Raw genomic sequence first — 26342 nt, 5'->3', positions numbered from 1 at the left:
CCTGACGGCACGACTGTGTTTCAGGTGCGGGGTTGGCCCTGGCGGGCCAACTCGGTTGGTTTCTGTGGGTGTTGGCGGGCCTGACGGCCCGCTCAGTAAGGGAATGCCGTCCTGCCTGGCGGCAGGACGGGGAAAAGTGATGGCCCCTCCCCTGACGGGGAGGAAGGGGAGTTGTCAGCGCCCGAGCGCCTGGCGGCGCCGGTGATGTCATAACTCGGTGGTTGCACAGGTATTTGAGTTCCCCACGCTCCCCTGCCGGGGAGTTTGCATGGGTGGTGTCCGGCTATCGCCGGACTGAGCAGGTTTCAGTTTCCTTGGGTGCTTCGTGTGTCGGTAGTTCCGTGTACGGCTGTGTCTCGATGGGCGGAGATGGCGCCTGGCGGCGCCATGCGGGTGTGGCATCGATGAGTGGCCCTTGTCCTTGGAGTCATCTGGGAGCCTCGTCTCTCCCAGTGCCAGTAGCTAAAGGCTTGCCCGGCCCGAGGAAGGTGGTTCCTGGCCCCGAGTGGCGAGGAACCACCTTCCTGAGCGGGGGCATTACTTCAGAGGCGGGGATGCGGCGGGCGGCCGACCAGCACGGCCAGGGTTTTGAGAGCCGCCTGCCGGCGGCGGGCGGTCGGAGCGCATACGGCGGTCAGTACAAGTCCGGCGACGGTGAGCGAGTGGGTGGCCAACAACGTCGTGGTGAAGGGGCTGTTGAGCAGGGCGAGCAGGTGGTGGAACAAGGTTGGGGCCTCCTTGGGTGTGGGATCCGCCTGTGCAGCGGAGTCGTTGGTGGCCCTATTTGCGCTCGTCCGGCAGGTTTCCGGCGATGTCCTATCCATCAGGCCGGCGCCTACTGGGCGACGGCAACCATGGCCCGCAGGACCCTGGAGCTGGTCTGTAAGGATCAGGGTGCCGCTGGCAGCAACCTGGCGAAGAAGACCGAATGGCTGGAGCAGGACAACAAGATCGAAGGCCGACTTCTGGACTGGGCTACTGCCCTGCGTTTCGTCGGCAATGACGGAACTCACGGCGACGCAGAGGTCAAACGTCAGGACGCTGAAGACGCACTCGTCTTCACCGAGGCGTTGCTAGAGCACATCTACGTGCTGACGGTGCAGTATGAAAAGTTCTCCGAACGCCGCCAGAAGAGAGCCGCAAAGAAGTCGGCGCCTGCCCCGCAGAGTCCGGCGGCTCAGAACTAGCTTTCGCCCGCCTCACCGCGCGGAGCCGCGTGGCGGGATGCCGCCGTTCACGAGCCGCCCGCCTGCTCACTTCGCCCCGCGAAACCGGCTCAGTCTGCGAAGGGACAACGGGAGGTCACCCCAAGGCTTCGGCCTCGATGATGTCGTAGAGATGGTTTCCGTGGGCCCAGCGTTTCAGTTCCGGCCGGCCCAGCAGAATGATCCCGTGCCGGGCGGCGAATTCAGCGGCGGGCTGGGTGAATCCGCTCAGGCCGATCATGATGGGGTGATGCGCTTTGTGCTCCGGGCGCGCCGTTCCGTTGAAGGTCTGCACCTCCTTGGAACCCACCGGCCGCGCATAATGCTTGCACTGCAGGACCAGTTTGCGGCTCTCGTCATCCCATGCCACCACGTCGGCTCCCAGATCCCCGGCGCCGCCCACCCGACGCGCATGAAGGAATCCGTCACGGATCAGCAGCTCGGCGCAGGCTTCCTCAAAGGCTGTCGGGGTCATCGCGGCAAGTTCCCGCATGCGATAGGTCAGCCTGTCCGGCTCCTCGTCATCAACTACGGTGTCCTCGCCGTAGATCAGCTGGTGGCCGCCACGGCCCGGGCGGTCGATCACCGTGGCGGTCAGCAGCACCAGGCCCAGGCAGGCGAACCCCGTCCACCACGGATGATCGCCGATCCACGGCAGCGCGGTATCCGTCACCCACTGCCATAACAGCCGCGCCAGTGTGATCCCCACGATGAGACCGACCACGGCCTTCACCCCGGGCATCATCGTCCCGTCCCTGTACACCGTCGCACCCCCGAGAACGTCGACTTGGGCTCGAACTCCCTTTGTAGCAAGGGGCACTGACACCAGCTCGGCTTCTGGGCACCGCACTTTCTTGCCTGAGCACGCATCACAGCCTGACCGGACGTACCGACACGCTGGACAGCAGCACACACCTGCACGTGCGCGGCCGTTGGGTTTCTGCGCCGGCAGCAAGTATTCCCTCAGCGATGGGGAGTTCGCCGCCTCCAGCGGCCGTCGGGGGCGCCATGAGCCCCCCCGACCGCATCGGGCAGCCCGGGCCTCAGCCGTCCAGCATTTTCAGCATCCGGCAGTGCCAGACGCACGGATTGTGGTCGTCGTCGGTCCTCATGGCGAGGACGCGCAGCACGATGATGTCGTCGCCGGCCTGGTAGCTGTGCTCGAACTCGCATTCCAGCTGGCGCACCCGAAGCACCCGTTTCCTGCATGTTTCACCGGCCCCCGGTTCAGCGGTCGGCGATCTCGCCACCGTCCGGCGGGGGGTGGGCGGGCGCGGTCCACCAGGTGGTGTCGCTCAGCGCAGTGCGGTCGAGGCGTTCCTGGGGCACGCGCAGCCGCTGGCTCAGACGGTCGATGACCTCGGCTGGCATGTCCAGGGCCCGGGCACGGTCAAGTGCCGGGGCTGTGCGGGCGGGGTCGGCGGTCAGGTCGGGGCCGGTGGGTTCGGCGCGGGCGACCGCCTGCCACAGAGGGCGGCTGATGTCGGCGGTCAGGCGTACTGCGCGGGCGGCGGTGACGAAGTGGTGGGCGGCCTCGACGCCGGCGATGTCGACGTCGCCGGCGTAGTGGAGGGGGCCCGGGTGGATGCCGGTGAGGTCGTGCAGCTGGATGATGTCGGTGAGCAGAGCGGTTGCTGCGTCTCCCCCGCCGAAGAGGACTGCGGCGTAGGGGGTGTTTGGGGCGGTGCGCAGTGCACGCCAGGCGGAGTCGAAGGTGGCCCGGTTCTCGACCACGAGGAGGGGTCCACTGTGGTGGAGGAGGGCGATGCGCAGTGCGCCGGTGGGTGCTTGGCACGCGAGATGTTCAAGTGTGAGGCGGTCGGTGGCGAACAGAGGGCCGGTGGCGAGAGCGGCCAGGCGTTTTTCGTCGTTGAAGATCTGCAGGGACCGTTCTTCGCGGGCGATCACGGGCCGGGGCTGTCCGGTGGTGGCCAGGAACCAGCGGTTGATGCGGACAGCGTCCTGGCGCAGGTGGGCGGGAGGGCGTGCGGTGCGGATCCAGCTGGGGGCCCACTGCATCGCGCTCCCCCAGGGTTCGTCGGCGGCGTCGAGGGCCTGCCGGGATGGTGCGTAGTGGGCGGGCACGGCGATGCGTGCGGGCAGAGGAGGGGTGCCGGCGTCCCAGAGCCGGCCGGCGGGGGCGGGCAGGGTGATCAGGCCGGCGTCGGCCAGGGAATGCAGGGCGTGGGCCAGACGCACGCGTGCGGTGACGGGGTCGGGCCAGGCGGGGTCTGCCTGGGCCCACAGGCGGTGCAGGTCCTGAGCGTTCAGGCGGACCCTGCCGGCGTTCAGCAGAGTGTCGGCAAAGAGGTCGAGGATGTCCTGTGGCGGTTTGGGGGTGTGGAGGGTCACGGACGGGCCTCTTCGTCGAGGGGATCCGTGGTGGTGCGGACGGTGACGGCGGAGAGGGTGGGCCAGGTCCCTGCGGCCGGGCCGGGGGGCGTGTCGGCGTCGCGTTCGGTAGCGGAGACGTACAGGGTGCCGTCGTGCAGGAGGGGCTGCAGGTCGGTGTCGGTGATGCGGTAGGGGACGACGATGTTGGCGTTCTGCCTGCGGGAGACGCGCAGTTGGATGAGGCCGGGGAAGACGGTGAGGGCGCCGAGGTCACGGATGCCGGTGAGGGGGATGAAGCGAACGCCGAGGGACGTGGCGATGTCACGGGCCAGGCGGAGGAAAGCGGGTTTGGTGACTTTGGCGAAGGGGTTGTCGAGAAGCAGGGTGGTGTGGCGGTGGCCGTGAACGGCAGCGCGGCGGGCTGCGAGCAGTGCGGCGAGGATGAGGGCGAAGGTGACGCCTTCGCCGCCGGAGGTCTCCACGGCAAGGCGGTCGACGGGCTTGTGCTGGGGATCGAGAGGGTCGGAGGGGATCAGCACGCGGGCGCTGAAGGCGGGGGTGGCGGCTTCGACGAGACGGTGGATGGTGGCGTCGGCGTCGAAGTCGGGGCGGACGTGGCGGGTGTGGGGATCGAACCAGGTCTGCAGCAGGGACAGGATCGCGGTGCGGCGCTGGTCCTTCTTCATGTCGAGGCCGGAGAGTCTGAGCAGGGGAAGGCCGGCCCAGCGTCCCAGGGCGGGGGTGGTGGGCAGGTGGGAGTCGTGGACGGTGGCCTGGACACCGCGCAAGAGTTCCTGGACGGCGGCGAAGGCGGTGCGGCTGAGGTCTTCCACACGCGTGTCGAACGAGTCGACGAGGTTTTGCAACATCGCTCGTCGTTCGTTGGTGTCGTGGTGATGGGCGTCGGCGTCCTGCAGGAGGCTGGTACGACGCAGTCCGCGGAGCATGAGGACGAGCTTGTCGCCCGAGACGACCTCGGGATGGGCGTCGCGCAGGGCGGCTTCGAGTTCTTCAAGCTGCCGGGTGGCGAGGGCTTCGCGCTGGCCGAGGCGGCGGTGCAGGGCGGTGATGTCGCTCTGGAGTGCGGTGCGGCCGTCTTCCAGGGCGGCGGTGGCATGGTCGGTCTCGGCGTCGGACAGGTCGGTGCTCGCCAGGGTCATCAGGTACTGGACGGCGTCGGGGGCAGGAGGTGAGGGCGGCCGGCCTTGGACGTGGAAGGCGCGGTCTTCGAGGTCGACGGCAGGGATGAGTCCGCCTGAGGACGCCAGCAGAGGCAGGTCGGCCTGCAGCGCGTTGATGGCCTGGGTGGTCAGCTCCCGGCAGGCTCGGGCGTGGTCCAGTTCTGTCTGGGCTGCTTCCAGGGCCTGTTCGGCACGGGTGCGTGCGGCCAGGGCTGTTTCACGGGCGGCGGTGAGGCGGGCGAGGACGCGTGCGGCTTCCTCGATGGTGGTGGCGCGGTCGTCCGCTTCGACGTGGGAAGTGCGGCGCAGTCTGCGCAGTTCTGCCTTGACCTCGTCGACGGCGGTGCGCTGGTGGGTGACGTTGCTTTTCAGCGTGCCGATCGTCGTGCTGAGGAGCAGGAGCTGTTGTCGGGCCCGGCCTGCGGTCTGCTCGTGGTCGGCGGCACTGCGGGCGGGGTGGCTCTCGCGCAGGGCTCGGGCGGCCTCCTGGACGGGTGGGGGTTGGCTGTCGAGCTTCTGCTGGAGTTTTGCCGCCTGGTCGCGGTGCAGATTCTGTTCCGCGGTCAGCTGCGGGTCGCTGACGGCTGCGCTCCAATGGCGGTGGCGGGATGTGGCCACTTCCATGAGCGTGCCGAGGTCGAGGCAGGCGTCCGAGGGGTCGGCGAGGTCGGTGTCGGTGGCCAGGTCGTCGCGCAGGCTCTGGGCTGTGACGGCTGCGTGGCGCAGGTCGTGCAGGGCGGCGTTGATGCGCTCGCAGGCTTCGCGGGCCTGGATCTGGCAGGTTTCGGCGCTCTGGAGGTCGGTGCGGGCCCGATCGCGTGCAAGATCGGCGAGCTGTTTGTCTTCTTCGGCCTGCAGTGTTTCGGCGTCGAGTTCGCTGCAGCGGGCGGCCTGCTGGGCGAGTACTCGGAGCAGGCCGGTCTGTTCGGTGGTCCGGTTGATCTCTTCGTGCAGGTCGCGCAGGCGCTGTTGGGCTGTCTCGATCTGCTGGGCGGTGTCCGTGAGTTGTTGCTGCGTCTGTGCGCGGACGCGGTCCGCCTCTTCGTAGCGCGTCCGCAGTGTCTGGACGTCTTGTTCGGCGCTGTGGAGGCGGTGTGCTCCGATGCGTTCGCTCCAGTCGAGGACGCTGCGGCGCAGGTTCTGGGCCTGGTCGTAACGGTTGCCGAGGTCGTGGCGGTGCTGCTCGCGGCGGTCGGCCTCGGTGTGGCGGTCCTCGATTTGCGTGCGGGCCGCTGGATGGGACCAGTGGGCTTCGTCGGGCAGGATGACGACGATGTCCTCGGGCAGTGGGGTGGCTGCTTCGAGGGCCCGAGGGGTGGTGATGACCAGGGGGGCGTCCAGGTCTGCCCGTGCTTGGCGAGCCAGATCGACCACGTCGTGCAGGTCGTCGGGGACGTTGACGACGATGCCGTCGGCCAGGGCCGGATGGTCGCGCACGATGGCTTCGGCCGCCAGGGCGGGCAGGTTGGCCAGGTAGGCGTAGGTGCTGCGGGCGCCGTACTTGTGGGTGGCGGCGCGGCGGCAGATCTCGGCCACTGCGGGCCGCGGCGGCAGTAGGGCGGTGGCCTCCAGGGCTGCCACGGCCCGGCGTGCAGCGGCGGCCTGCACGGCGGCGTCCAGTTCCCGTGTCTTGGCCTGGTCGGCTGCCAGGGACAGGAGTTCAGCGATTGCCTGGTCGTGGTCCGCCAATTGGATCGGGTCGAAGTCGATGAGCGCGCTGGCGTGCAGTTGGCGGGTGAGGGTGTCTGTGTCGTCCTGCAGCTGCTGCTGGAGTTTCTCCTGTGCGCTCAGGTCTGCACGAGCCCGGACAGCTTGTTCCACGTGCAGGCTCTGTGCGTCGGTGAGCTGTGCTGCCAGGCCGGTGAGACGGTTGTGCTCACGTTGCGTGTCGTGGTGCTCGGTGCGCAGGGTGCCCTGGCGGTTCACTGCTGCCTGCAGTGCGGCATCCGGATGCTCGTCGGTGCCCAGCACGCCGTCGCGGACCGCGGCGCGCAGGACGCTGTCGATGCGGCCCCTTTCCGTCTGGCACGCCTGCAGGCGGGTGTCGGCGCTGGCGTAGTGGTTGGCGACGTCGAGGAGAGCCGTGTGTGCCAGGGCCGCGGCTTCGCGCGCTTCTTGTTCGGCGGCGATGTGGGTGGCGTGTCCGGTTTTCAGCCGTGCAGTCTCCTGGTCCAGGCGCTGGGTCAGGGCGAGGACGGCGGATACGGCGCGGCGGCGCTGGGGTTCGGCATCCTGGCCGCGTGCTGCGAGGGTGGCGCTGATGTCCTGTACGTGCCGTCGCTCGGTGTCGAGCTGGACGATCAGGGCAGCCGCGTCAGCTGCGGCGGCGACCGCTTTGGCTTGGGTGAACTCTTGTGTGTTGGCGTCCAGTTGCTGCTGGGTGTGGTGCAACTGCAGCTCGGCGAGCTGCAGTTTGCCGGCAATCTGGCGGGCGTGTGCGTCGGTGTAGGCCGCCAGAGTGCTGTGCTGGGCTGCTTCCGCTTCCGTTCGGGTCTGTCGATGGCGTGCGAGGCGGGCGTCCTGGTCGGAGCTTCGGCGCTCCAAGTGGTGGCGGGCGGTCAGCAAATGGTCGATCCACAGAAGGCGGCTGGTCTGGAGCTCCTTCAGGTGGTGACGATGGACGGCGAGCGCTTCGGTGTGATGGGCGAGGCCTTTGAACAGGTCCAGGCGCCGGCGGTCCAGTGCGAGGCGGTCGGCGTCTTCTCCCAGGCGGGTCAGGGCGGCCTTCAGCCGGGCGATCAGGTCCGGTGAGGCGATGGCCTTGACGAGACTGTTGAGGAAGTCTCGGGAGGTCGCGTAGGTGAAGACGTGATCGGCTGCGCCTTCGTCCTGGTTCATGGCCAGGAGCCAGCTCTTGACGAACTCGACGTCGATCTTGAGGGTTTGGCGCAGGTATTGGTCCCAGTCGTTCTGTTTGGCGGTGTGCTGGATACCTGTGCCGGGATAACGGCTGCGCAGTTCGGTGACGTGGGTCTGCCACTCGTTGTGGTCCCGCAGGCGGTGGCCGCTGCGCAGTGGAAGGTCAGCCAGGGAGGGGCTGTGGGCGGAGGCGGGCAGCGCCCAGAAGTATTCGGAGACCGGATCGTCTTCGCTGCTTGCGGTCGGCTTGGCCAGGCAGGCGCCGAGGAAGAAGCGCTGCGGGGCCTGTTGGGGGCTGGCTGGGGGCGTTTCGACTTCGAGGATGATGTGCGTGGGAGGGCCTCCGGGCACGTAGTGCTCGATGCGTTTTTCCTGTCCCTGTTTCTTCTGCCGGCGCTGGGCGATGCGGGGCAGGAAGTAGTCGGCCCGCGGCAGCAGCACGTGGAGGAGGAAGGCAAGCAGGGTCGACTTGCCACCGCCGTTTTCCAGGCCGATCACGGTGTGGGTGTGCTGGGTCAGGTCGACCGTGAGGTCGGGGACGGCGACTTTGTCCCGGACGCGGAGGTTGACGACTCGGAAGCCGCGCAGGGGTCCCACGTTTTACTCCTCGGGTTCTGGTCCGGCACCGCCGGGCGGTTGCGTACCGGTGGTGGCGTAGGTCTGCAGGTCTTGGAGGAGGTGGTCGGCGAGCATGGCCCGGCAGCGCGCCAGGAGCAGCCTGCGGGGGCGGTAGAGGCTGTCGCGGACGGTTGTGCCTGCGGTCTTGGCGACCAGACGTTGACCGTGCAGGAAGGTCAGGACTGTGTATACGAGGTACGTCCTGTCGCGGCGGCCTGCTCGTTTACTGGCGGGCGCGTGGGCGGGCAGTTGCAGCCAGTGCCACCACAGGGGGGCTTCGCCTTCGGGCGGGTCGGTGGCTTCCTCCTCCTTGTGCCGGGCGAAGTCGGTGATGAAGTCGGCGAGCTGGGAGGCGGTGAAGGTGGCGGCCACGGCCAGGGGGTCGGCCAGCAGGTCGTCGAAGTCGGCAGCGGAGGGCGCGACATAGGCGAGCAGCGCGACGGGGACCAGCAGCCGTGCAGCGCGGGCCGAGACGTCCTCGAAGTTCTTGTTCCAGGGCAGGTCTGTCGTGCGCCGGGGCCAGGCCCAGGGGCCGTCGAGCTCGGTGTCGAGGAGCAGGCCGTGATGCGGGTCGGCCAGAGCCACAGAGCAGCCGGCTCCTTCGAGGATGTCGTCGACCAGATGCCGGAATGCGGCGTCGGTGCGGTAGCGGTCGAGCAGGCTGCGGTAGTGGGCGCTCTGTCCGCTGTTGCCGGGGGCCGCGGTGACGTCGAGGGCGAAGGCCAGCAGGCGTCCGGCGTCGGTGCCGTCCATGGAATCCCTTCGGGGTGCTGTCTGGTGTGGGGCCCTATCGCGGCCGGGGGATGAGGATCAGGTCGTCGCCTGCGATTCCGGCGGCTGCGAGGCGGGTGCCGGGGCGGACGACGGCCAGGCGGCCGGTGAGGAAGGCGTCGGCGGCAGGCGGGAGGTCCTCGTCGGATCCGTGGAAGCCGCCGTAGGCGCTGGCGACGGTGACGGCTAGCGTCCAGGGCACGAGGCGGGCCGCCGGGGCGGCGAGGTCGCCGAGGAAGTCAGCGTGGTGAAGGCTGTTGAGCAAGGTGGACAGCCGGGTGGGCTCGGTAATGCGGTCCAGGATGTCCTGCACGGCGGCCAGTACGGCCGGGTCCAGGTCGTCCGGGGTGATGCGCAGCTCGCCGACGTCGAAGGGATCATGGCCTGGTTCGCTGGTCGTGCGAGTGGCAGGTGTCATGACGTCCTTCAGGCGCGGCAAGCTGAGCACGCGCGGGGTGCGCGGACCGAGCAGTCTCACCATCAGGGGTTCCAGCAGGTCGGCGACGTCGCCGGGGGCCATGTCCAGCAGGGGTGCGAACAGCTGCCCTTGCGGGTTGATGGTCAGCCGGCGCGGGGTGAACAGCTGACGGTCCTGTTCGGCTTCGAAGGCAGTTCTCACCTCGTCGCCGCTGCCCTGCAGTGCCAGGAGCGCCATGATCAGGTCGTGCAGGCTGGTGTTGAGGTGCTGGAGCCTGGCGTAGTCGGGTGCGTGCAGATGGAAGTGTTCGGCGACAGCGTCGGCGAACTTCTCTTCCGCCTCCACCTGTTCGCCGACCAGGGTGATGATGTCGGTCAGACGGGGGACGACGTCGTCCTCATAGTCGACGTCGCGGACGTTGTAGACGATGCGGCGCAGCAGGCTGTTCAGCTGGGCAGCCAGGCCGTGGACGCTGAGGGTTCGCCGCTCGACGGAGTCGAGGACCTCGTCGTAGTCGCGGCGCTTGAGCATGCGTTCGGAGCGGTAGCGCTCGGCGGAGAGCCGGTCGAACGGGTCGAAGTCGACGAGGTTCTGGAAGACGTTGATGGCTTCGGGGGTGGCGCGCAGGACGGGTTCGTCGCTCTCGTCGTCTGCGGCGGCGGTGACGAAGGCGAAGGACTGCATCACGTAGTGGGCGTCGTGGTCGGCGTCGGGCCGAACGTAGCGGTCGGTCATGCGGGTTTGCCGGTCACGTTCGTTGACCAGCAGGTTCATGACTGCTTCTGCGATCTCGTGGTGGGTGGCGGGTGGATCGTTGGGTTGCTGCCAGGCGCACAGGCTGGTGATGTCCTCGACGAGGGCGGGGCGGGGCCGGCCGCCGCTGAGGCGGTCGTTCTCGATGACCAGGTGCAGTGCGGCGAGTAGTACGGTGATCAGGTCGTAGGCGTCCCATTCACGGTGGATGCGGCGCAGTCCGTCCAGGCGGACGAAGAGTGCGGCCTGCAGTCCTGCGGTGCGGCGCTGGCGGGTTTGCCATTGGTCAAGGAATCCGCGGAGCTGCTCGTTGAGTTGTGTCGGCACAGGTGCCCCTCCCCCAGCCGTGGATGATACGAGCGCATTGGCCGCTTTGATGGGTGGATGAGTGAAATTGCGTGATGCTGACGGGAGGCGACGCCGCAGCGCTGTCTGCGGCCGTGCGGGCTCGCCGGTGAGCGGCCCGCGCCCAGCCCGTCTCGCTCGGCAGGGCACGGGTCTGCGGGGCGGCCGCGGCCTGCTCATCCGCCCGCTGTGGTGCTGTCCAGGCCGAGTTCGGCAAGGGCGGCCTGCCGGTCGGGGCTGAGGCCGCGGCGGCGGATGTTGCTCAGCCACTGCCCCAGGCGCACATCGCCGTCCTCGGTCTGCTCGATGTGCCGCTGGGGAACGTTGAGATGGCCCTCGCGCTGGCGGAAGGCCCGTGCTGCTCTCAGCCCTCGCTGGAAGGAGCGCTCACGTGCCGGCTGCCGATGTTCCTTGCTGCTGGAGCCGGATGCGGCCGGCAGGGCGAGTCCCAGGTCCGCGAGGAGCTGTCGCTGCCCGGGATGAAGCGCATCCACCCGCGCCGCCTGCGCGTTGAGCCACTCCCGTGCTGTGGCTTGTTCGGTCTGTTGCCGGGCTGCGTGATAGGCGCGGTGCCAGGTGAGCGGCCACGGCGGATTCCACCACCGGTCCAGGGCGGCGAGGGCAGCAGCGCGTTCTGCGGCGAACTGGTCAGCGCGGGCACGCTGGGTGGCCAGCCAGCGGCCCAGGGGAAAGCCGTCGTGCACGTAGCCGCCGGGGGCAGCCAGGTGGCCGTGGTGGGCGGCGTACAGGGCTGCGTGGGCCAGACCCCGCTCGAAGGCCTTCTGGCGGGGATCCCAGATGACACCGAGGCGTTCGAGTGCCTGACCGCGTGCGGGATCGAGAGTGCCGAGCGAGTAGAGATGGCGTTGCCAGCTCAACCAGCGGCCCAGGGGGTAGCCGGTGGCGTCCTCGTAGGCCTGGGGGACGTCGAGATGGTGATGGGCGCGGTGGTAGCTGCGGGCGGCTTTCAGTCCGCGGCGCCACTCGGCGCTTTTAGGGGCCAGGACCCTCAGGGAGAGGGCGAGGGCGACTTCTTCGGCCTGGGCGGGGCGGTCGAAGTGCAGCCATGCCTCGGGATCGTCCGCAGGCATGGTGGGACGGTGCGTGCGGGGGTCGGCCAGGCGGGCCTCAAGGCGGTCGTCGTGAGCGCGCAGGGCCTGGATGGTGTGCCACAGCGGGGTGTAGGCGTCGGCGCCGAGGAGGTCGTCGGGGTCTTCGCCCGGGGTGAGGTAGACGGGGACGACGAGGGTGGCCTTCTTGCCCGCACCCGGCTGCTGGCGCAGGGCGCGGCCGACAGCCTGGACAGTGTCGACCGGGCTGTTCTTGGGGTCGGCGAAGACGACGGCGTCGATGGCGGGCACGTCGATGCCCTCCCCCAGCACGCGTGCGTTGGCCAGCACGGCCGGGGCGTGGGGGCCGGCGTGGGAGGCGAACTCCAAAAGGAGGCGGCGGCGGACCTGGGGGGCGTGGCGTCCGCTGATCCAGTCCGCCCACAGCCCTTCCGGGCGCAGATGGCTGGGCAGGGTGGCGGCGGTGTCGTGCAGGGTGGTGGCAAAGGCGCGGGCATCGGCGACGCGGTGGTGGAAGGTCAGGACGCGGCGCAATCGGTGGTCGTGGATGGCGCGCAGGGCGGCGACCTGGCGGCCGGCCAGGCGCAGTCCGTCGACGCCCGCGCCGGGTCCGGTGGCGAGCCAGTCGCGCAGGTCTTCGTCGGTGACGACAGGGACGAGGATCTGGTAGTCGGCGAGCAGGCCGAGGTCGATGGCGTCGGAGAGGGTGAGCCGGTAGGCGACGGGGCCGAAGAGGGTTTCGTCGTCCATGGAGGCCACCGCCTCCATGTTCTCGTCCGCGCTGTCATCGGCGTCCCAGACGCGGGGGGTGGCGGTCAGGTACAGGCGGCGGGCGGCGGGGACCTGGTCGTCGTGGTGGACGGCGGCCCAGGCTTTGCCCAGGCGGCCGGCGGTGCGGTGGGCCTCGTCGACAACGATCAGGTCCCAGGGGGGCAGGCGGTGGTTGCTGTGGGCGGCGACCACCGCGGAGAGGGAGGCGTAGGTGGCGTAGACAGTGAGGGGCCCGGGGCGGGATGTGGCGGTGAGGGCGGTCAGGTCCGCGGGGTCGGTGGTCAGCGGGATGTCAGCGCCGAGCGGCTCGTGGTCGAGGGCCTGACGGGCCGAACACACCGCGACCGTGGTGCCCTTGCGTCCCGCTGCACGCCAGGAACGGATCGTCTGGGACAACAGATCCAGCGTCGGCAGCAGCACCAGGACCTTCCCCCGTGGGGCGATGCGGGCGGTTGTGCGTGCGGCGATCAGGGTCTTACCGGTGCCGCAGGCGGCGATCACGCTCGCGCGGGGGTGGCGGGCCAGGGTCTGGGTGGCTGCAGCGACCGCGTCCTTTTGGTGAGGGCGCAGCGTCAGCTCAGTGGGTGCCATGGGCAGGATGCGGCTTTCCGGTGCGGAGTGGTCAGGCGGCGGGGACGCGGTGCTGGGAGAGGTGGTCGAGGATGTGCTGGTGGGCTTCCCAGCCGTCGGGGAACTTGGCGGGGACGCCGAGGGCGACGGGCTCATTGGAGGGTTGGCGGTCGAGGAGGTCGGCGATGCCGGCGCGGGCGACCATGATGCAGGCGTGACGGTGGCGTGAGGCCAGCACGCACAGGCGGCCGGCTTCGAGGTGGAAGGCGGAGGCGTCGCGGCGGCCGGAGAGGGGGTGCAGCACGATGGTGACGGCGAACTCTCGGCCCTGCAGGCGGTTGGCGGTGTCGGCACGCACTCCTCGGGCGTGGGGGTTGCGGTTGAGGAGTTGCTGGATGTGACGGGCCTGTTCCCGGTGGGCGGTGCCGATGGCGATGTCGGCGGGCTGCAGGCGCCGGCCCATGGGGTGTTTCTCGCAGACGGCCTCGATTCCGCGCTCCAGGAGGCGGGAGGCCAGGGCGACGGTGGCGTGGGCGGCCTCGGCGTCGATGCGTGCGGTGTGGCGGGGCGGGAGTTCGTGCAGGGCCCAGCCGGTGCGTGCGGCTTCCTCGACGGTTGGGTCGAAGGGGTTGTGCAGGGCGTTGATGGTGAAGGTGAGGGCGCGGGTGGCGGGCGCGGTGGCGGGCTGGAAGGGGGTGAAGGGGTAGAAGGCCCGGGAGACGATGCCGGCTGCTGAGGCGGGAAGCCGCCAGGAGACGGGCAGGGTGTGGGTGCTGGTGTCGTTGTGGTTCGTCAGGACGGTGACGGCGTTGTTGAGGGGGTCGTGGGGCAGTCCGGTCCACCGGGGGGTGCTGACGATGGAGAACGGGTCGAGTTGGCCGGGGTCGCCGACGAGGAGGGCCCGGTCGAAGAGCTTGGCGATCAGCAGGAGGGCGTCGGATCGCATCTGGTAGGCCTCGTCGATGATGGCCCACTTCCAGCGGGGGCCGTCTACGTACGCCCATTTCATGGCGGTTGCGATGATCACGTCGCAGGTGAGGACGTCTTTAATGTCTTTGCTGATGATGGTGTCGGTCAGGTCCAGGACTTCTTCGGATGCCTCGTAGTTGTGCCCGGCGAGGCGTCCCAGGCGCAGGCGGGGTGCTTCTGGGTCGGCGAGGCTGACCAGGAGGTCGTCGACCTGGTGGTTGGTCTGGGCGATGATGATGCTCTGTTCGCCGGCGTCGGCAAGGGCTCGGGCTGCGCGCACGACCAGGGTGGATTTCCCTGCGCCGGGGGGCGAGTCGACGACGAGGGGCCGCGTGGTGGTGCCGGTCAGTGCGGTCAGGACGGCGGTGACCGCTTGGTCGGCCAGTTCCACGGGCGGGATGGGGGGCTGGGTCACGGCTGGGTCTCCTCGGTCTCCTCCAGGACGGCGGCTGGGTGGTTGTGCTGGGGGCCGCCGTGGGTCCAGGGAGTGTTCTCCCGGCTGGGGAACGGGGGCCGGCTGAAGAATTCGGGGGCGAAGGTCAGCTCGAGCAGATCACCGACGGCGGGGACGGAGTCGGTCCTGGGCTTGTTGACGGTGCCGGTGAGCGTGGTCACCTCGAGCAGGAGATCCGTGCCCTGGGCGCGCGGGGTGATGGCGCGCACGGCCATGTGCACGCGCGGGTTGTGGGGTCCGGCGAGCAGGTGCCCGATGTCCAGGCGTACCGGGTCGGTGGTGTGCAGGGTCAGGCGTGGGCGCAGTTTGGGGCTTCTGGCGCCGGGGACGGTGTGGTGGGCGTCGACCTCGGTGACGGTGCCAGCGACGGCTTCTCCGGTGGTGCGCCGCTCGGCCATGAAGTAGGGGTCCTCCAAAGCGCGGTGGGCGTCGAAGGCCCCTTGGGCCAGTTCCATGCGGGCGAGCCGGCGGGCGGCGGAGACGGGATCGTCCTTGATGGGCTGGGGGCGTCCGTCGGCCGCGAGGTAGGTGGTGTAGGCGGTGAAGCGGTCACGGTCGGCGGCCCAGCGGCGCTGCGCGTCATGGGTCTGGGGCAGGTTGCGCAGCAGGCCAAGGGCGTGCCAGGCGTCGTCCCAGGTCGGCTTGAGGTAGTTGTGCAGGAGGGTGTGCAGCCGGTCGGTGAGCCTCATCATCGCGGCGCTGTTGCCATCTTTGGCGGCGTCGTCATAGGCCGTCAGCAGAGGGTCGAGCTCGAGGCTGTCGAAGGAGGGGTCGGTGGCCGGGCCGGCGGGCCGGTGCAGTTGGCCGTCAGGGCCGGGGACTTGGGGGTTTTCGGCATCGAGCGCGGCGCGCAGGCCTGTGGTGCCGGGGGGAGGGTCGATCCAGGCCAGGAGGGCGGCAAGATGCTCGTCCTCCAGGCGGCTCTGGCCCGTGATCCAGCGGGTGCCCAGTAGATCGGTCAGGGCCAGTAGGAGGGCGGAGCCGGGGTGTTCGGCGTGGTCGGCGAAGAAGGTGAGCCACTGGCCGAGGCGGCCGACGCTGCGGGCCGGGTCGCTGCCTTCGGGCGGCTCGGTGAAGCGCAGGGCGCGGCCCAGCCGCCCGACGTAGGGAAGGGATCTGCGGTTGGCGACCAGGAGCTGGGGGGCATGGGTGTGACGCTCGCGGGCGGGCTTCTTGCCTTTTGCGGGCAGGTGTTCGGTGTTCTGGAAGCCTTCGATGTAGGCGAGGATGTGGCCGGCCAGTTCTTCCAGGAACGCGGTGGGCCGCCCATGGGGCGGTGCGACCAGGAGCTGGGGGCAGCCCGGATCGTCGCCGAACATGACGGCCAGCAAGGTCGCTTCGGTCCCGGAGCGGTTGAGCGGCAGGAAGATCAGTGGCTGCTCGGCAAGGTGGAAGTGGCCGACCATGCTGGCGTCCTGCACTGTTTCCGTCTCGGCTGCCTCAAGGCGCAGCAGGGTGGACAGTCGACTCATGCGGACTCCCGCAGTTGGGTGCGGACGGCGTGGGCGTGCCGGAGGGCGGCGGCCAGGTCGGCCTGGTCGGCGGCGGGGGTGCGGGTGCCGTCGGCGAGGCGCAGGGCGGTGCCGATGTGGTCGATGCCGCCGAGGTCGTCGCTGATGTCGCTGCCCAGGACGTCGATCGATCCGTCATCGCGGGCTTGGCCCCGGCAGACGTAGGCCAGGTCGCAGAAATGACGGCAGGCAGGGGTGTAGCGAGTGGTGGTGGCTTGCAGAGCGGCGGTGAGTTCCTTGGGGTCGCGGCTGGGCCGCTTGTCCTGATCAAGGACGAGGTCGAACGTGATCCGGGCCGGCAGCGCGTCGAGGAGCGGCTCGACGCGGGTGAGCCGGTCGAGTTGCCTCGTGAGGGCGGCGATCTTCTTGCGGGCATCGACCACGCTGGCGGTGGGGCGTCGGGTGAAGTTTCGGGGCGTGACGAGGATGACGTCGTGGGAGACTCTGTCGCCGTCGATGCCTTCCTTTGCGAGGAGTTCGCGCAGGGCGAGGACGTAGGCGGCGGCCTGGGTAACGGCGGCGGCCACTTTCGCGCCGCTCGCCTGCTGGTCGACGACGGCGAAGGACTTGATCTCGATGATGTGGAAGACGCCGTCGATCTGGAAGGCCACGACGTCGGGCTCGAGGTAGACCGGGTGGCCGGCGACGGTCAGCTGCAGGATGGGGTGGTCCAGCAGCGTGCGGGCGGGGCTCGTGGAACGGAGCGCTTCCAGGACGGCATTGCGGGTGTGGATGTAGCGCACCTGGGGGGAGGCGTCCTGGGTGCCGACCACCGCGAGGTCGGTGTGGGCGGCTTCGGGCAGCGGCAGATCCAGGACGTCACGCAGCAGGCGCAGCAGTTCGGCGCAGCCGTTGGCCTTGACCTGCTGTTCGAAGGTGGCTCCGCTCCTGAGAGCGAGGGAGGACTTGGCGAGGGGGCGGGGTTTGCCCAGATGGACGGCGATGGCGTCCTTGTCGATGCCGGCGGCGTCGAGCAGGGCCCGGCGGTTGCAGCCGGGGTTGGCGGTCAGGGCCGCGAGGGTGCGGGCGTCGTGCCCTTTGGCAGGGACGGGGCCGCGCAGCGCGGCGAGCCGGTCGTTGAGCTGACTCACAGATGTTCCTTGCGGGGACAGGGCGCAGCGGTCAGGGGACGGAGCGCAGGCGGCGGGCGGACTGGAAGGATCCTCCGAACAGCAGTGCCGCGGTGTCGAGTTGGCTGCGAGCCCGGGCGGCGGCCTGGGTGCGGGTGGTGGTGTCGCTGGCAGTGTGGAGGGTGAGTTCGTCCTCGGCGGCACGGCGCAGCAGGGCCAGGTCGAGGGGTGCTCCGGCCGGGCCGGGGTGCGGTATGGCGGGCTGGGCACCGGGGATGTTCTGGGCGTAGCGCACGAGGAGTTGACGGACGGGCAGCGGCAGGGTGGCCGTGTCGAGGCGATCGGCGGCGTCCGCGATGTTCAGGGCGCTGGTGAGGAAGTGGACGCGGGCGCTGAGCGGGCCGACGATGCGCTGTTCCAAAGACCAGGTGCTGACGGTGAGCAGGCCGCGCGCGGGTGAGAGCAGGTCGGAGGTGAGCGCCGGGCACAGGTAGTAGGGGCGGGCGCCGGGGGCGCTGCGGTAGGAGCGTTCTTCGTCACGGCGCAGGCTGGTCAGCCGGGAGGGGGCCAGTCCGCCGGCGAAGAAGGCTTCATGGACGGTGCTGATGAGCTTGGGGGCGGCCGGCACGGCGAGCAGGGTCAGGACCTGGTGGACCTGTTCACGTGCGGGCAGCAGGGTTTGCGGCTCTGCGGGAGCCTCCTGCGCCGGAGCGCTGTTCTCGCCGCCATCGGAGGCGTTGCTCTCCTCGCCCTCTTCGGCCTGTGCGAAGAGGGCGTCCCAGGCGCGCTGGGTACGCCGCAGGTCGTCACGGAGCTGTTTGACCTGGTCACTGTCACGGGCCAATTGGGCACGCCGCATGGCCTGCTGCAGCTGATGCATGCGTTGTTCGAGTGCGTCCAGATGCTCGTGCATGACCACCACCCTACCGCATTCCAAGGTTTTCCAGTTTTCTCCTGTGATTGCTGCTGTAGAGTCGTCGGCACTTCGCCAACTGCCGCTGCGCAGTGGGCGTCGGGCAGTCCTGCCGTCACCGAGGAGAGCCGTTCATGAAAGCCCTGCACACATCCGACTGGCATCTGGGCCGCACCCTGGGGCGCCGCTCCCGGGACGAGGAGTTCGACGCCGTCCTCGCCGAGATCATCGCCATAGCGGAGTCCGTGCAGCCCGATCTGATCGTGCACAGCGGCGACCTGTTCGACACCTACCGGCCCGCGCACAAGGACATCCTGCGCGCGATGCGCTGCCTCGACAGCCTCGCGCGCATCGCACCCACCGTGGTGCTGGGCGGCAACCATGACTCCCCCGAACTCTTCGACCTGCTGGCCTATGTGTGCACGCTGCGGCCCGACGCCGACCAGGGCCGCCTGCGCTTCGTGCACAGCCGGGGCGACACGGAACCGGGCACTGTGCTCGACTTCGACAGCCGCGACGGGCACGAGCGCATCCGCCTGGCCGCTCTGCCGTACGTGCACCCCAACCGCTATCTGCATCTGTTCCCCGGCTTCGGGACTACCGAGGGCGCCTACGCGGCCGGCCTGCGCGAACTACAGGACGGGCTGCTCGCCCGACTGCTCGACGGTTACCACCCCGGCCGCGACGTGCTGCTGTTCACCGCCCACCAGTACGTGGCCAGCGCCGTGCCCTCCTACAGCGAGCGGATGTGGGAGGCACGCGAGCCGTATGCCACCGCCGCGGACGCCCTGCCGCAGGTCGCCTACTGCGCCCTGGGACACATCCACAAACCCCAGCCCGTTGGCAGCGGGCGTCTGCCCGCCCGCTACGCCGGCAGTCCCCTGCAGATGGACTTCGGCGAGAGCGAGGAGACCAAGAGCGTCACCGTCGTCGACGCGGCCCCCGGCCGGCGCACACTCACCACCCCCCACACACTGCGCTCCGGACGGCGCCTGGCCCGCTTCGACGGCACCCTGGAGGAACTCGAGGCCGCTGCCGCCCAGTACACCGGCGTCTACCTCAAAGCAGTCATCCGCACCGACGAGCCCGTCCCCCGGCTCGGAGAGCGGATCGCCGATCTGGTGCCAGATGCCGTATTGGTGGACTTCGACGAAGAGTGCGCGGCCACCCGGGCCACCGTCCTGTCGGGCGCCGACGCGGCCGACGACGGGCAACTCGACGTCACTGCGGCATTCAGCGCCTACCTCGCCGGTCCCGGCACCCCCGGGCAGCACGCCGACGAGGTCGTGGCCGCCTTCGCGGACCTGCTGAACACACCGGACTCCGGCCTTCCCCCCTCCCCCGCCGAGCATCTGCTCGCCGAAGCCATCGCCACCCCCTGGACCAGCGCCGCACACGGCGGTACGGAGACCACCTCATGAAGATCGTCCGCCTGACCTTCTCCGGGGTCCGCAGCTACCCCGACACTTGCGAGATCGACTTCACCGGCAAGACTCTCGTGGGCATCCTCGGTGACACCGGCGCGGGCAAGACCAGCATCCTGGAAGCCATCACCGTCGCCCTGTATGGCAGATGCTCCTTCACCGACCAGGCTGCCCAGCTGCGCTCCGACGACTGCCAGGCCATGAGCGTCGACCTCGTGTTCCGCGTGGACGGCCGGGAATGGCGGGCACACCGCGTCTTCCACGCCACCCGCGGAACCCAGGCACGGCTGACGGACCCAAACGGCAAGCACACCGACGGCACACGCGCCGTCGACGCAGCCGTCCGCGAACTCCTGGGAATCGACTACATCACCTTCAAATCCTCCGTCCTGGTACCGCAAGGACGCTTCGGCGATCTGCTCAACGCCGGTGACGCCGATCGCACCCGCATCCTGAAGTCCCTCTTCGGCGTTGACGAGCTGCAGCGAGTACGCCAACTCGCCGACGGAGCCGTCAGCCGGATCAAGGACCTCATCAGCCAGGCACGGCAGGAAGACGCCCGGCTGCCTGCCGACCCGGGAGCTCAGGCCCAGGCGGACCGCCAACGGCACGAACGAGCCTCCCTCGGCGCCTCAGACCTCGACGACCGGCTGGCCGAACTACGCCGACTGCAGACCAAGGCCGCACAGACGTCGCAGCACGCCTGCCTCAGTGGGAAGGCCGCAGCCGAACTCACCGAGCGGCGCGTGACCGACTACGACCGCATCACGGCCGCTGTCCGACAAGTCCAGGACGAACTGCAGCAACTGCGGGAAGCCAACGCCACAGCCGAGACCGCCGTCCAGGACGGCCTCACGGCTGTCACTGCCGAGCAGGAGAAGGCCGTCGACGCGGGACTGGCCCCCGACGTCCTGGCAGCAGCAGCCCAGGTTCTCAGGGACATGCCCGGCCGGCTCAACACCCTCGCGCAGGAACAGGCGGAGCACGCCCAGTTCCTGGCCGAGCTCACGACCGAGGAAGAGGCCCTGGCCCAGCAAGCCGACGAGCTGAAGAACGCCGAGACACACGTCGCCGAACTGAGCGCACAGGCACAGGACACCGACGAGGATGCCGCTGCCGCCGACGAAGTACTGCAGGCGCTGACGACCGCCGTCCGGCACGCCGGCGAAGCAGCCGGCGTACTGGCCAACCAGCGCGCCAGCCACACCGCCACCAGCAAAAAGCTCAGTGCCCTCCTGCAGGATCCTCCCGGCAGTGACCCGGACAAGGCGCGGGCCGCAGTGGTCGCGGCGCAGGGCGTGCTGGACGACATCCGGCGCCAGGAGGCGGCACACACCGCCGGTGATGGACTGGGCCCGGGAGACAGCTGCTCCGTCTGCACCCGACCGCTGCCCGAGGACTACCAGCCGCCACAGCCGCATGACCAGGAAGCCTTCACCCAAGCCGCGGCCGCAGTGAAGAATGCCTCCGCCGCACTGAGCAGCGCCGAGCAGGAACACGCCCGCCACACGCACGAGCTTGAGGGGCTTCAGCGAGGCCTGCAGGAACACGAGCAGCAGGTCAAGGAAGCCGCCACTCAGCTCGAAGCGGCCCTTCCTACGGTGCGTGAGCAGGCCCTGAAACTCGCCTCGCGCACCAACCACCCCCAACCGGCGGCGTTCGCCAAGGAGTTGGAGACCACGGTCGCGACAGCCCTGGCCCGCCTGGCCGACGGCGCGCAGCCAACTGCCGCCGAGCGGGAGACCTTGACCGGTAGCCTCCTGCAGGTCGCCCGCGGCCGTGCCGTTCAACTGCAGGAAGCGGCCAACGCCGGCAGGAGTGCGCTGGCACGAGCAGAAGCCCAACTGGGCGCGGATCGCAGGGAGCTGGAAAAAGCCACACGGACCTCAGGCAAGGCTCGCGAGCAGGCGGGAAAGCGGAGCGAGCACCTCAAGAACGAGCAGCGCAGCCTGCTGGCAAGCCTGTCCGCCATGCCTGAACCCGTACGGACCGAGCTGCCCCGGCCTCCGCAGCTGCCGACCGCCGACCATCTGTCAGCCGCGGCTGAGGCAGTGCGCCTCGAACAGAGCCGCCAGCAGGAATTGGCCCGACGGCAGACCCAACTGCGTAGCCGTGCGCAGGAGCTGCTTGTCCAGCAGAGCGAACTGGCCAAACGCCAACAGCGGGAGATCACTGACCCTCTGCATCAACTCGAAGTACGGCTGCAGCGCTGGGCGGACAGCGCCAGCAGCGCAGCAGCACTGGTCGAGGAGTCCGCACGCCCCGTACTGCCTCCCCCGGCCGTGACCAGCACCCCTGCGGCTGCCGAGGAGTACGCCGCAGCCCTGGAAACCGCCGGCACACTGCTGCTGGCGGCACTGGACGGACACGACACCGCAGCCCGCACGGCCATGGCGGAGCTGACCACGCGGCTTTCTGCGCATGCCCAGGAGGTGGCGGCCGCCTACCCCAACACCACAATGCTGCAGATGTCCGAGGAGACGGATCCTTTGGACCCCACCCTCCTGGACGGCCTGAGCAGCCAAGCCGGCACCCTGCGCAACGAAGCCGAACGCGCCCTCAGCGACGCGGCGAAAGCCGAGTCCCAGATCCCCCACAAGGAACGACTGGCAGATGCACTGGCTGCAGGCGAGCGCCAGCTAGCGGCCTGGCAGGCAGTGAGCACCCATATGACGAACGGGAAGTTCCTCGGCCACCTCACCGACCTGCGCACCCGGGCCCTGCTCGCGCATGGCAGTGAGCTGCTGCAGCAGCTCTCCGGCGGACGGCTGGGTTTCGCCGACGACTTCGACATCGTCAGCCTCACCAGCCACACCCGTCGCAGCTCACGCACCCTCTCCGGCGGGGAAACCTTCCAAGCATCGCTCGCCCTCTCCCTCGCGCTGGTGGAGATGCACGGCCGAAGCGGCACTCGCATGGAAAGCCTCTTCCTCGACGAAGGCTTCGGCACCCTGGATAGCGCTTCCCTCGACAGCGCCCTGCAGGTCCTGCGCGCACACGTCGGCACCGACACACTGCTGGCCGTCATCAGCCACCTTCGCCCGGTCGCCGAGACGGTGCACGACGTGCTGTGGGTTGAAAAGGACCACCGCGGCTCCCAGGCATGCTGGCTCACGGCGCCCGAACGCGACACCCTCGTCCGCGGCGATCTGCACAACCTCGCGGACCTGGCATGACGTGCTCCTTTTCATGAACGAGAGGATGGTCCTACGGCTCGCACCGTAGGGAGCCTGCTTCATCGCCCGCTGCCCGTGCCCGGAGGGTGCGACGCCTTCGACCGTGACCGTCTCCGCAGTATCGACCGTGCGCTGCTGCGGGACGGCAGCCCTGTTTCAGGCGTTCAGAGCCGTACCTCGGCAGCCTGAAGCCCCTTCTGTCCCTGCGAGATCTGAAACACCACGCGCTGTCCCTCTTCGAGGGTCCCGCGACCGTCCATCTGAATCGCGCTGAATGCGCCGTCGGGATGTTGGTTGATCCAGGACAGCCCGCCAAGGTCGAGGCAGGTGCGGGCGCGGGTGACTGAGACGTAGGCGAGGCGGGCTTCGGCGTCGTCGATCGGGCCGGGCAGGGGCTGGCCGTTGTCGTCCTGGGCGTCAGTGTCCTTGGGCGGTGTGAAGTCGTCAGCGATCTTCACCGCGGGCCACTCGCGGCCTTTGGCCTTGTGGGCGGTGGAGACGGTGACCTGTGCGGTCTTCTCGTCCGTGAGGCGGTTGATCGCGGCGATCAGCGCGTTGGGGGTGTGGGTGTCGATGAGGTCGACGAAGGGCTGCAGGTCCTGGCCGGCGGGGTCGTGGGCGGCGTAGTCCTGTAGGTCGCCCCAGGAGTTGAAGAGGAGGAGTTCGGGGTGGTGGGTGCGGCGGCCTTCTTTGAGGTCGCGGGCGGCAGCAGCCAGACCCCGCAGGCTTTCGCCGCCTCCGACCAGGGCGACGCGTCGGCCGGCGTCGATGTGGGTGAGGACTTGGGTCATGGCGCCGACGTTGGTGCGGCACAGAATCGCGTCGGGCTCATCGAGGGCGCCAACGCGGGTGGGGACGGACTCGGTTCCCTTGAGCCGGATGGGGGCGTCGGCGATGGCCAGCCATCGGTTCGCCTCGGCAGCCAGGCGCGGACCGAAGCGGAAGGACTGGGTCAGGGTGAGCGCGGTGCCGTCGAAGCCGGTCATCACATCGCGGGCACCGCGCCAGCCGTAGATGGCCTGGGCTGAATCACCGACCATGACGAGTTGGGCGTGGGAGCGCTGAGCGGTGAAGATCTGCTCGACGACGGGATTGGTGTCCTGGGCTTCGTCCAGGAGCAGGAAGTCGGCGTCGATCTTCGGTTGCGACAGGGCCCACATCTTCAGGTAGTGGTCATGTTCGAAGCGCATCACGCCGCTCTGTGGGTGCTGGAGGTCGGCCCAGGCCTTCAAAGCGAACGGCAGTACGTAGTCAACGAGTTGGCCGTGTAGTGCGGGAGAGTCCAGACCGCGCAGCGGGGGGACGTGGTGATCGGCAAGGGTGGGGTCGGCGGACTGGCAGAACCGCGTCACGGTCTTCATTACGGCGTGAGACAGGGCTCTGGCGGATAGGTCGCAGTCGCCGATTCGCAGGGGCTTGGTGATGCCGAGGGCGGCGCCGATCCGCCAGCTGGCTTGGCGGGGCGCGCCCAGGCGGTCGCGGTAGCGGTGGCCGACGGCGGCGTAGGCCAGGGAGTGGGCGGTTTTGCAGGTGACGTGCGGTGGGAAGCGGGTGGCGGCGTCCTGGGCGATGGACTTGTTGAAGGCGAGGTAGCGGCCGCGGTTTTGGGTGGCGGACGCGAGCAAGGCCAGAGTGGTGGTCTTCCCTGTTCCGGCGCCGGCCTGCAGGACCAAGTGGTTGCCGGCCCGAAATGCATCGGCGGCCTGGGTCTGTTCGTCGGTCGGGCTCAGCATGGCAGTGCTCCGCAGGTGGGGGTGAGGGCGCGTCCACGAGCTGCGGCAGGCTGCTCGGGAGCGGTGTCGTCGAGCAGGGTCTGAAGTGCGTGGTCCAGGTGTCGGGGTCGTCGGCGTGTGGGGCCGGATTCCTCGTGGTGGATGGCTTGTTCCGAGTGGGCGCTGGCGCTTTGACCGGCCTGCGTGGATGCACGCCGGGTGGAGGTCCGCTCGCGGCGCCGGGAGGCGAAGGCGCAGAGGGGCTGGCCCTCGGCGTACGTGTCTCTGTCGGCTGCGTCCGGTGCAGGGGTGGCACGTGGAGCGCGGGGCAGGACGATGCTGGTGCGGCTGTCGTCGCGGTGGCGGGGCGGGGGGTGCATGGCGGTGAAGATGGCAGCTGACACGCCGTACCTGGGTGTGCGTGGTCTTGGGGTCGCCCGGACAGCCCTATTCATTGCTACGAGCATTCGATTGACCGGTCAGGCGTTCGCCGTTCGGGTCACGATCGGGTGGTTCGGTTTCGGGGATGCCGCGGGTGGTCAGGCGGTGGTGCCGGGCGGCGGCGTGTGGCCCTCGCAGAGTGTGGCGACAAGGTGATCGACGGGGACGTCCAAGGCGTGGGCGAGGGCGTGCCAGGTCTTGAGGGATCCGATGGTGCGGCCCTGTTCGATCTCAATGAGGGTGCGTCTGGCCAGGCCGCTGCGGTCGGCCAGTTCGTCGTAGGTGAAGCCGCGCTCGCCCCGCAGCCGCGACAGCTCCAGGCGGAGCGCGTCGAAGTTGGGGTCGGGCGGGAAGATCGTCACTCCACCATCCGAAGGTGCAGACCCCTGCCCTGTCAGTGCAGACCTCTGCCCTATTTGCGCAGGTGACGTCATCCCCCATAGGGCAGGGGTCTGCACTACGGTGCGGCCTCGCCCGCTCCCCGCCGGCACCCGCGCAAGGGCCCCGCGCCTGTACGCGGCCAAGAAGGAAGGTCAGCCCGCCCGATGAGGCTCTGCACACCCCGCCCCACGGTGCCCCGCACCTGGACGGTGGACCTGCGCCCGCACCCCTGCGGCCTGGAACTCGCATGCCCGCTGTGCGGACCGCCCGCCACCGTGGAACGCGGCGTCTCAGCGCGCTCGGCCGTGCTCACCCACCTGGCCCGGCATGCCCGGGCCGCCGCACTCCCCCGGTACCTGAGAACCTGCCAGTGCCACGAGCGGGGCTGCCGCTGGCACCCGCGCCACCGCGGCTGCTCAGGTCCCGTCATCCTGGTCCTGGCCTGCGAGCTTGGCGGGCGCCGGTGGCGGCTCGCCGACGTCTGCACCAGCTGCGCCGGCGCCACCCCCGACGCCGCCGTCGTACCCGAAACCCTGTCCTGCGCGCCACCCGCGCGCAGGACCCGCCGCTCCCGCCGTACCGCGGCAGACACCCCGAGCGCCCAGGAACGGGTTCGTGACCTGCTTTCCTATCTCGCGTCTGCCCTCCCGCCAGCCGTCAGCCCCGGCACCCGGCTTCTCGCCCTTCAGTGCGCGCTGCGCACCGACCGCCACGGCCAAGCCGCCCTGACTGCCGGACTCCTGCGCAGCATGCGCCTGCACTCCCATCACGCCCGCGCCTGGAAGGAGTTGGAGCAGGCGTGCTGGCTGCGGCACCTGCCGGGGCAGACCGGCACCAGCCAGCGGCTGCAGCTCCTGGATGTCACCGTGCTGACCCAGGCACCCGACCGCGCCGGCCGGCACCAGGCCGCAGACTGGGCCCTGCGGACCGCCCACGCGCCGGTGCTGCGTGACCTGCCGACCCGGCTACGGCTGACCATGCTGGCCCTGGGCGCGAGCATGATCCCCGGGGAGGCACAGGAGGGTCGTGCCGACATCGAGCAGCTCAGCCGCGCCTGCGCACTGCCCGAAGAGCGCCTCGAGAGGGTGCTCCTGCAGCTCCGGGATGCCGGGTTGCTGGCCACGTGGTCGTTCAACAGGGAAGACGGGCATCTGTATTGGCAGGCCACGGGGAAGTCTGCCTGCCTCGGTGCGGTGACGCCGCGACCGGTCTGACCAAAGTCGCGAGCGCGGGCGCCGCGGTTGCCCGGGCCAAGGCGGGCTGGAGGCCCCGCGCGGCACGCTCTCTCGGCATGCTCTTCCATGGGCACATTGACTTGGATGTCAGCGGCACTATTGGACGGCCATGCCGCCGGGTTGGAGGTCGCATGCGGCGGGCGGCCAGCGGACTGGGACTG

The 26342-nt window shown here is 69.5% G+C and carries 18 protein-coding genes; 4 read left to right on the top strand and 14 right to left on the bottom strand.

Features of this window, described 5'->3' with window-relative positions; all coding sequences use genetic code 11:
- Window positions 1–542: 542 nt before the first annotated feature.
- Window positions 543–725, bottom strand: coding sequence for a hypothetical protein (locus ACGF3I_RS25685; RefSeq protein ID WP_393135853.1), 183 nt, complete (start codon window positions 723–725; stop codon window positions 543–545).
- On the opposite strand from ACGF3I_RS25685, the gene ACGF3I_RS25680 reads away from it, so the two are divergent.
- Entirely contained in the window at window positions 663–1187 is a 525-nt protein-coding gene (locus ACGF3I_RS25680) for a DUF4145 domain-containing protein (RefSeq protein ID WP_393135841.1), read from the top strand. The genes ACGF3I_RS25685 and ACGF3I_RS25680 overlap by 63 nt on opposite strands.
- 115 nt (window positions 1188–1302) lie before the next feature.
- On the opposite strand, the gene ACGF3I_RS25675 is transcribed toward ACGF3I_RS25680, so the two are convergent.
- The 11 genes from ACGF3I_RS25675 to ACGF3I_RS25625 form a co-directional block, all read right to left on the bottom strand.
- Window positions 1303–1947, bottom strand: a complete 645-nt coding sequence (locus ACGF3I_RS25675) for a restriction endonuclease (protein ID WP_393135847.1) — start codon at window positions 1945–1947, stop codon at window positions 1303–1305.
- 301 nt (window positions 1948–2248) lie between these two features.
- Window positions 2249–2392 carry a flavin reductase family protein gene (locus ACGF3I_RS25670; RefSeq protein WP_393135839.1) on the bottom strand — a complete coding sequence of 48 codons (144 nt, stop codon included), beginning with the start codon at window positions 2390–2392 and terminating at the stop codon, window positions 2249–2251.
- A 40-nt stretch (window positions 2393–2432) separates the two neighbouring features.
- Window positions 2433–3557, bottom strand: coding sequence for a hypothetical protein (locus ACGF3I_RS25665; protein WP_393135838.1), 1125 nt, complete (start codon window positions 3555–3557; stop codon window positions 2433–2435).
- Window positions 3554–8176 (bottom strand): hypothetical protein, encoded by a 4623-nt coding sequence (locus tag ACGF3I_RS25660; protein WP_393135836.1) that lies wholly within the window; start codon window positions 8174–8176, stop codon window positions 3554–3556. Before ACGF3I_RS25660 ends, ACGF3I_RS25665 begins: the two co-directional genes overlap by 4 nt.
- 3 nt (window positions 8177–8179) lie before the next feature.
- Window positions 8180–8950 carry a hypothetical protein gene (locus ACGF3I_RS25655; RefSeq protein ID WP_393135834.1) on the bottom strand — a complete coding sequence of 257 codons (771 nt, stop codon included), beginning with the start codon at window positions 8948–8950 and terminating at the stop codon, window positions 8180–8182.
- A 34-nt stretch (window positions 8951–8984) separates the two neighbouring features.
- On the bottom strand, window positions 8985–10466 hold the full coding sequence (locus ACGF3I_RS25650) for a hypothetical protein (protein ID WP_393135832.1): 1482 nt from the start codon (window positions 10464–10466) through the stop codon (window positions 8985–8987).
- Between the two features lie 194 nt (window positions 10467–10660).
- The gene (locus ACGF3I_RS25645; protein WP_393135830.1) at window positions 10661–12916 is read right to left on the bottom strand and encodes a Helicase associated domain protein; all 2256 of its coding nucleotides are present in this window, start codon (window positions 12914–12916) and stop codon (window positions 10661–10663) included.
- A gap of 31 nt (window positions 12917–12947) precedes the next feature.
- Window positions 12948–14279, bottom strand: coding sequence for an AAA domain-containing protein (locus tag ACGF3I_RS25640; protein WP_393135828.1), 1332 nt, complete (start codon window positions 14277–14279; stop codon window positions 12948–12950).
- The gene (locus ACGF3I_RS25635) at window positions 14276–15790 is read right to left on the bottom strand and encodes a hypothetical protein (RefSeq protein ID WP_393135826.1); all 1515 of its coding nucleotides are present in this window, start codon (window positions 15788–15790) and stop codon (window positions 14276–14278) included. Before ACGF3I_RS25635 ends, ACGF3I_RS25640 begins: the two co-directional genes overlap by 4 nt.
- Window positions 15787–16920, bottom strand: coding sequence for a hypothetical protein (locus ACGF3I_RS25630; protein WP_393135824.1), 1134 nt, complete (start codon window positions 16918–16920; stop codon window positions 15787–15789). Before ACGF3I_RS25630 ends, ACGF3I_RS25635 begins: the two co-directional genes overlap by 4 nt.
- A gap of 31 nt (window positions 16921–16951) precedes the next feature.
- On the bottom strand, window positions 16952–17812 hold the full coding sequence (locus tag ACGF3I_RS25625) for a hypothetical protein (protein WP_393135822.1): 861 nt from the start codon (window positions 17810–17812) through the stop codon (window positions 16952–16954).
- A 134-nt stretch (window positions 17813–17946) separates the two neighbouring features.
- Here ACGF3I_RS25625 and ACGF3I_RS25620 point away from each other — a divergent pair, with 134 nt between their 5' ends.
- Window positions 17947–19233 carry an exonuclease SbcCD subunit D gene (locus tag ACGF3I_RS25620; RefSeq protein ID WP_393135820.1) on the top strand — a complete coding sequence of 429 codons (1287 nt, stop codon included), beginning with the start codon at window positions 17947–17949 and terminating at the stop codon, window positions 19231–19233.
- Window positions 19230–22412, top strand: a complete 3183-nt coding sequence (locus ACGF3I_RS25615) for an AAA family ATPase (RefSeq protein WP_393135818.1) — start codon at window positions 19230–19232, stop codon at window positions 22410–22412. Before ACGF3I_RS25620 ends, ACGF3I_RS25615 begins: the two co-directional genes overlap by 4 nt.
- A 164-nt stretch (window positions 22413–22576) precedes the next feature.
- On the opposite strand, the gene ACGF3I_RS25610 is transcribed toward ACGF3I_RS25615, so the two are convergent.
- Both ACGF3I_RS25610 and ACGF3I_RS25605 read right to left on the bottom strand, forming a co-directional pair.
- On the bottom strand, window positions 22577–24145 hold the full coding sequence (locus ACGF3I_RS25610) for a UvrD-helicase domain-containing protein (protein WP_393135816.1): 1569 nt from the start codon (window positions 24143–24145) through the stop codon (window positions 22577–22579).
- A 518-nt stretch (window positions 24146–24663) separates the two neighbouring features.
- Window positions 24664–24927 carry a helix-turn-helix transcriptional regulator gene (locus tag ACGF3I_RS25605; RefSeq protein ID WP_362465523.1) on the bottom strand — a complete coding sequence of 88 codons (264 nt, stop codon included), beginning with the start codon at window positions 24925–24927 and terminating at the stop codon, window positions 24664–24666.
- Between the two features lie 183 nt (window positions 24928–25110).
- Between ACGF3I_RS25605 and ACGF3I_RS25600 the strand changes: the two genes are divergently transcribed.
- Window positions 25111–26160 carry a hypothetical protein gene (locus ACGF3I_RS25600; protein WP_393135814.1) on the top strand — a complete coding sequence of 350 codons (1050 nt, stop codon included), beginning with the start codon at window positions 25111–25113 and terminating at the stop codon, window positions 26158–26160.
- The last annotated feature ends 182 nt before the right edge of the window (window positions 26161–26342 follow it).

The sequence above is a fragment of the Streptomyces sp. NPDC048111 genome, from assembly GCF_043202815.1.
Classification (GTDB): domain Bacteria; phylum Actinomycetota; class Actinomycetes; order Streptomycetales; family Streptomycetaceae; genus Streptomyces.
The sequence above is the reverse complement of the archived record's forward strand: the minus strand, read 5'-3'. Positions and strand labels throughout refer to the sequence as shown.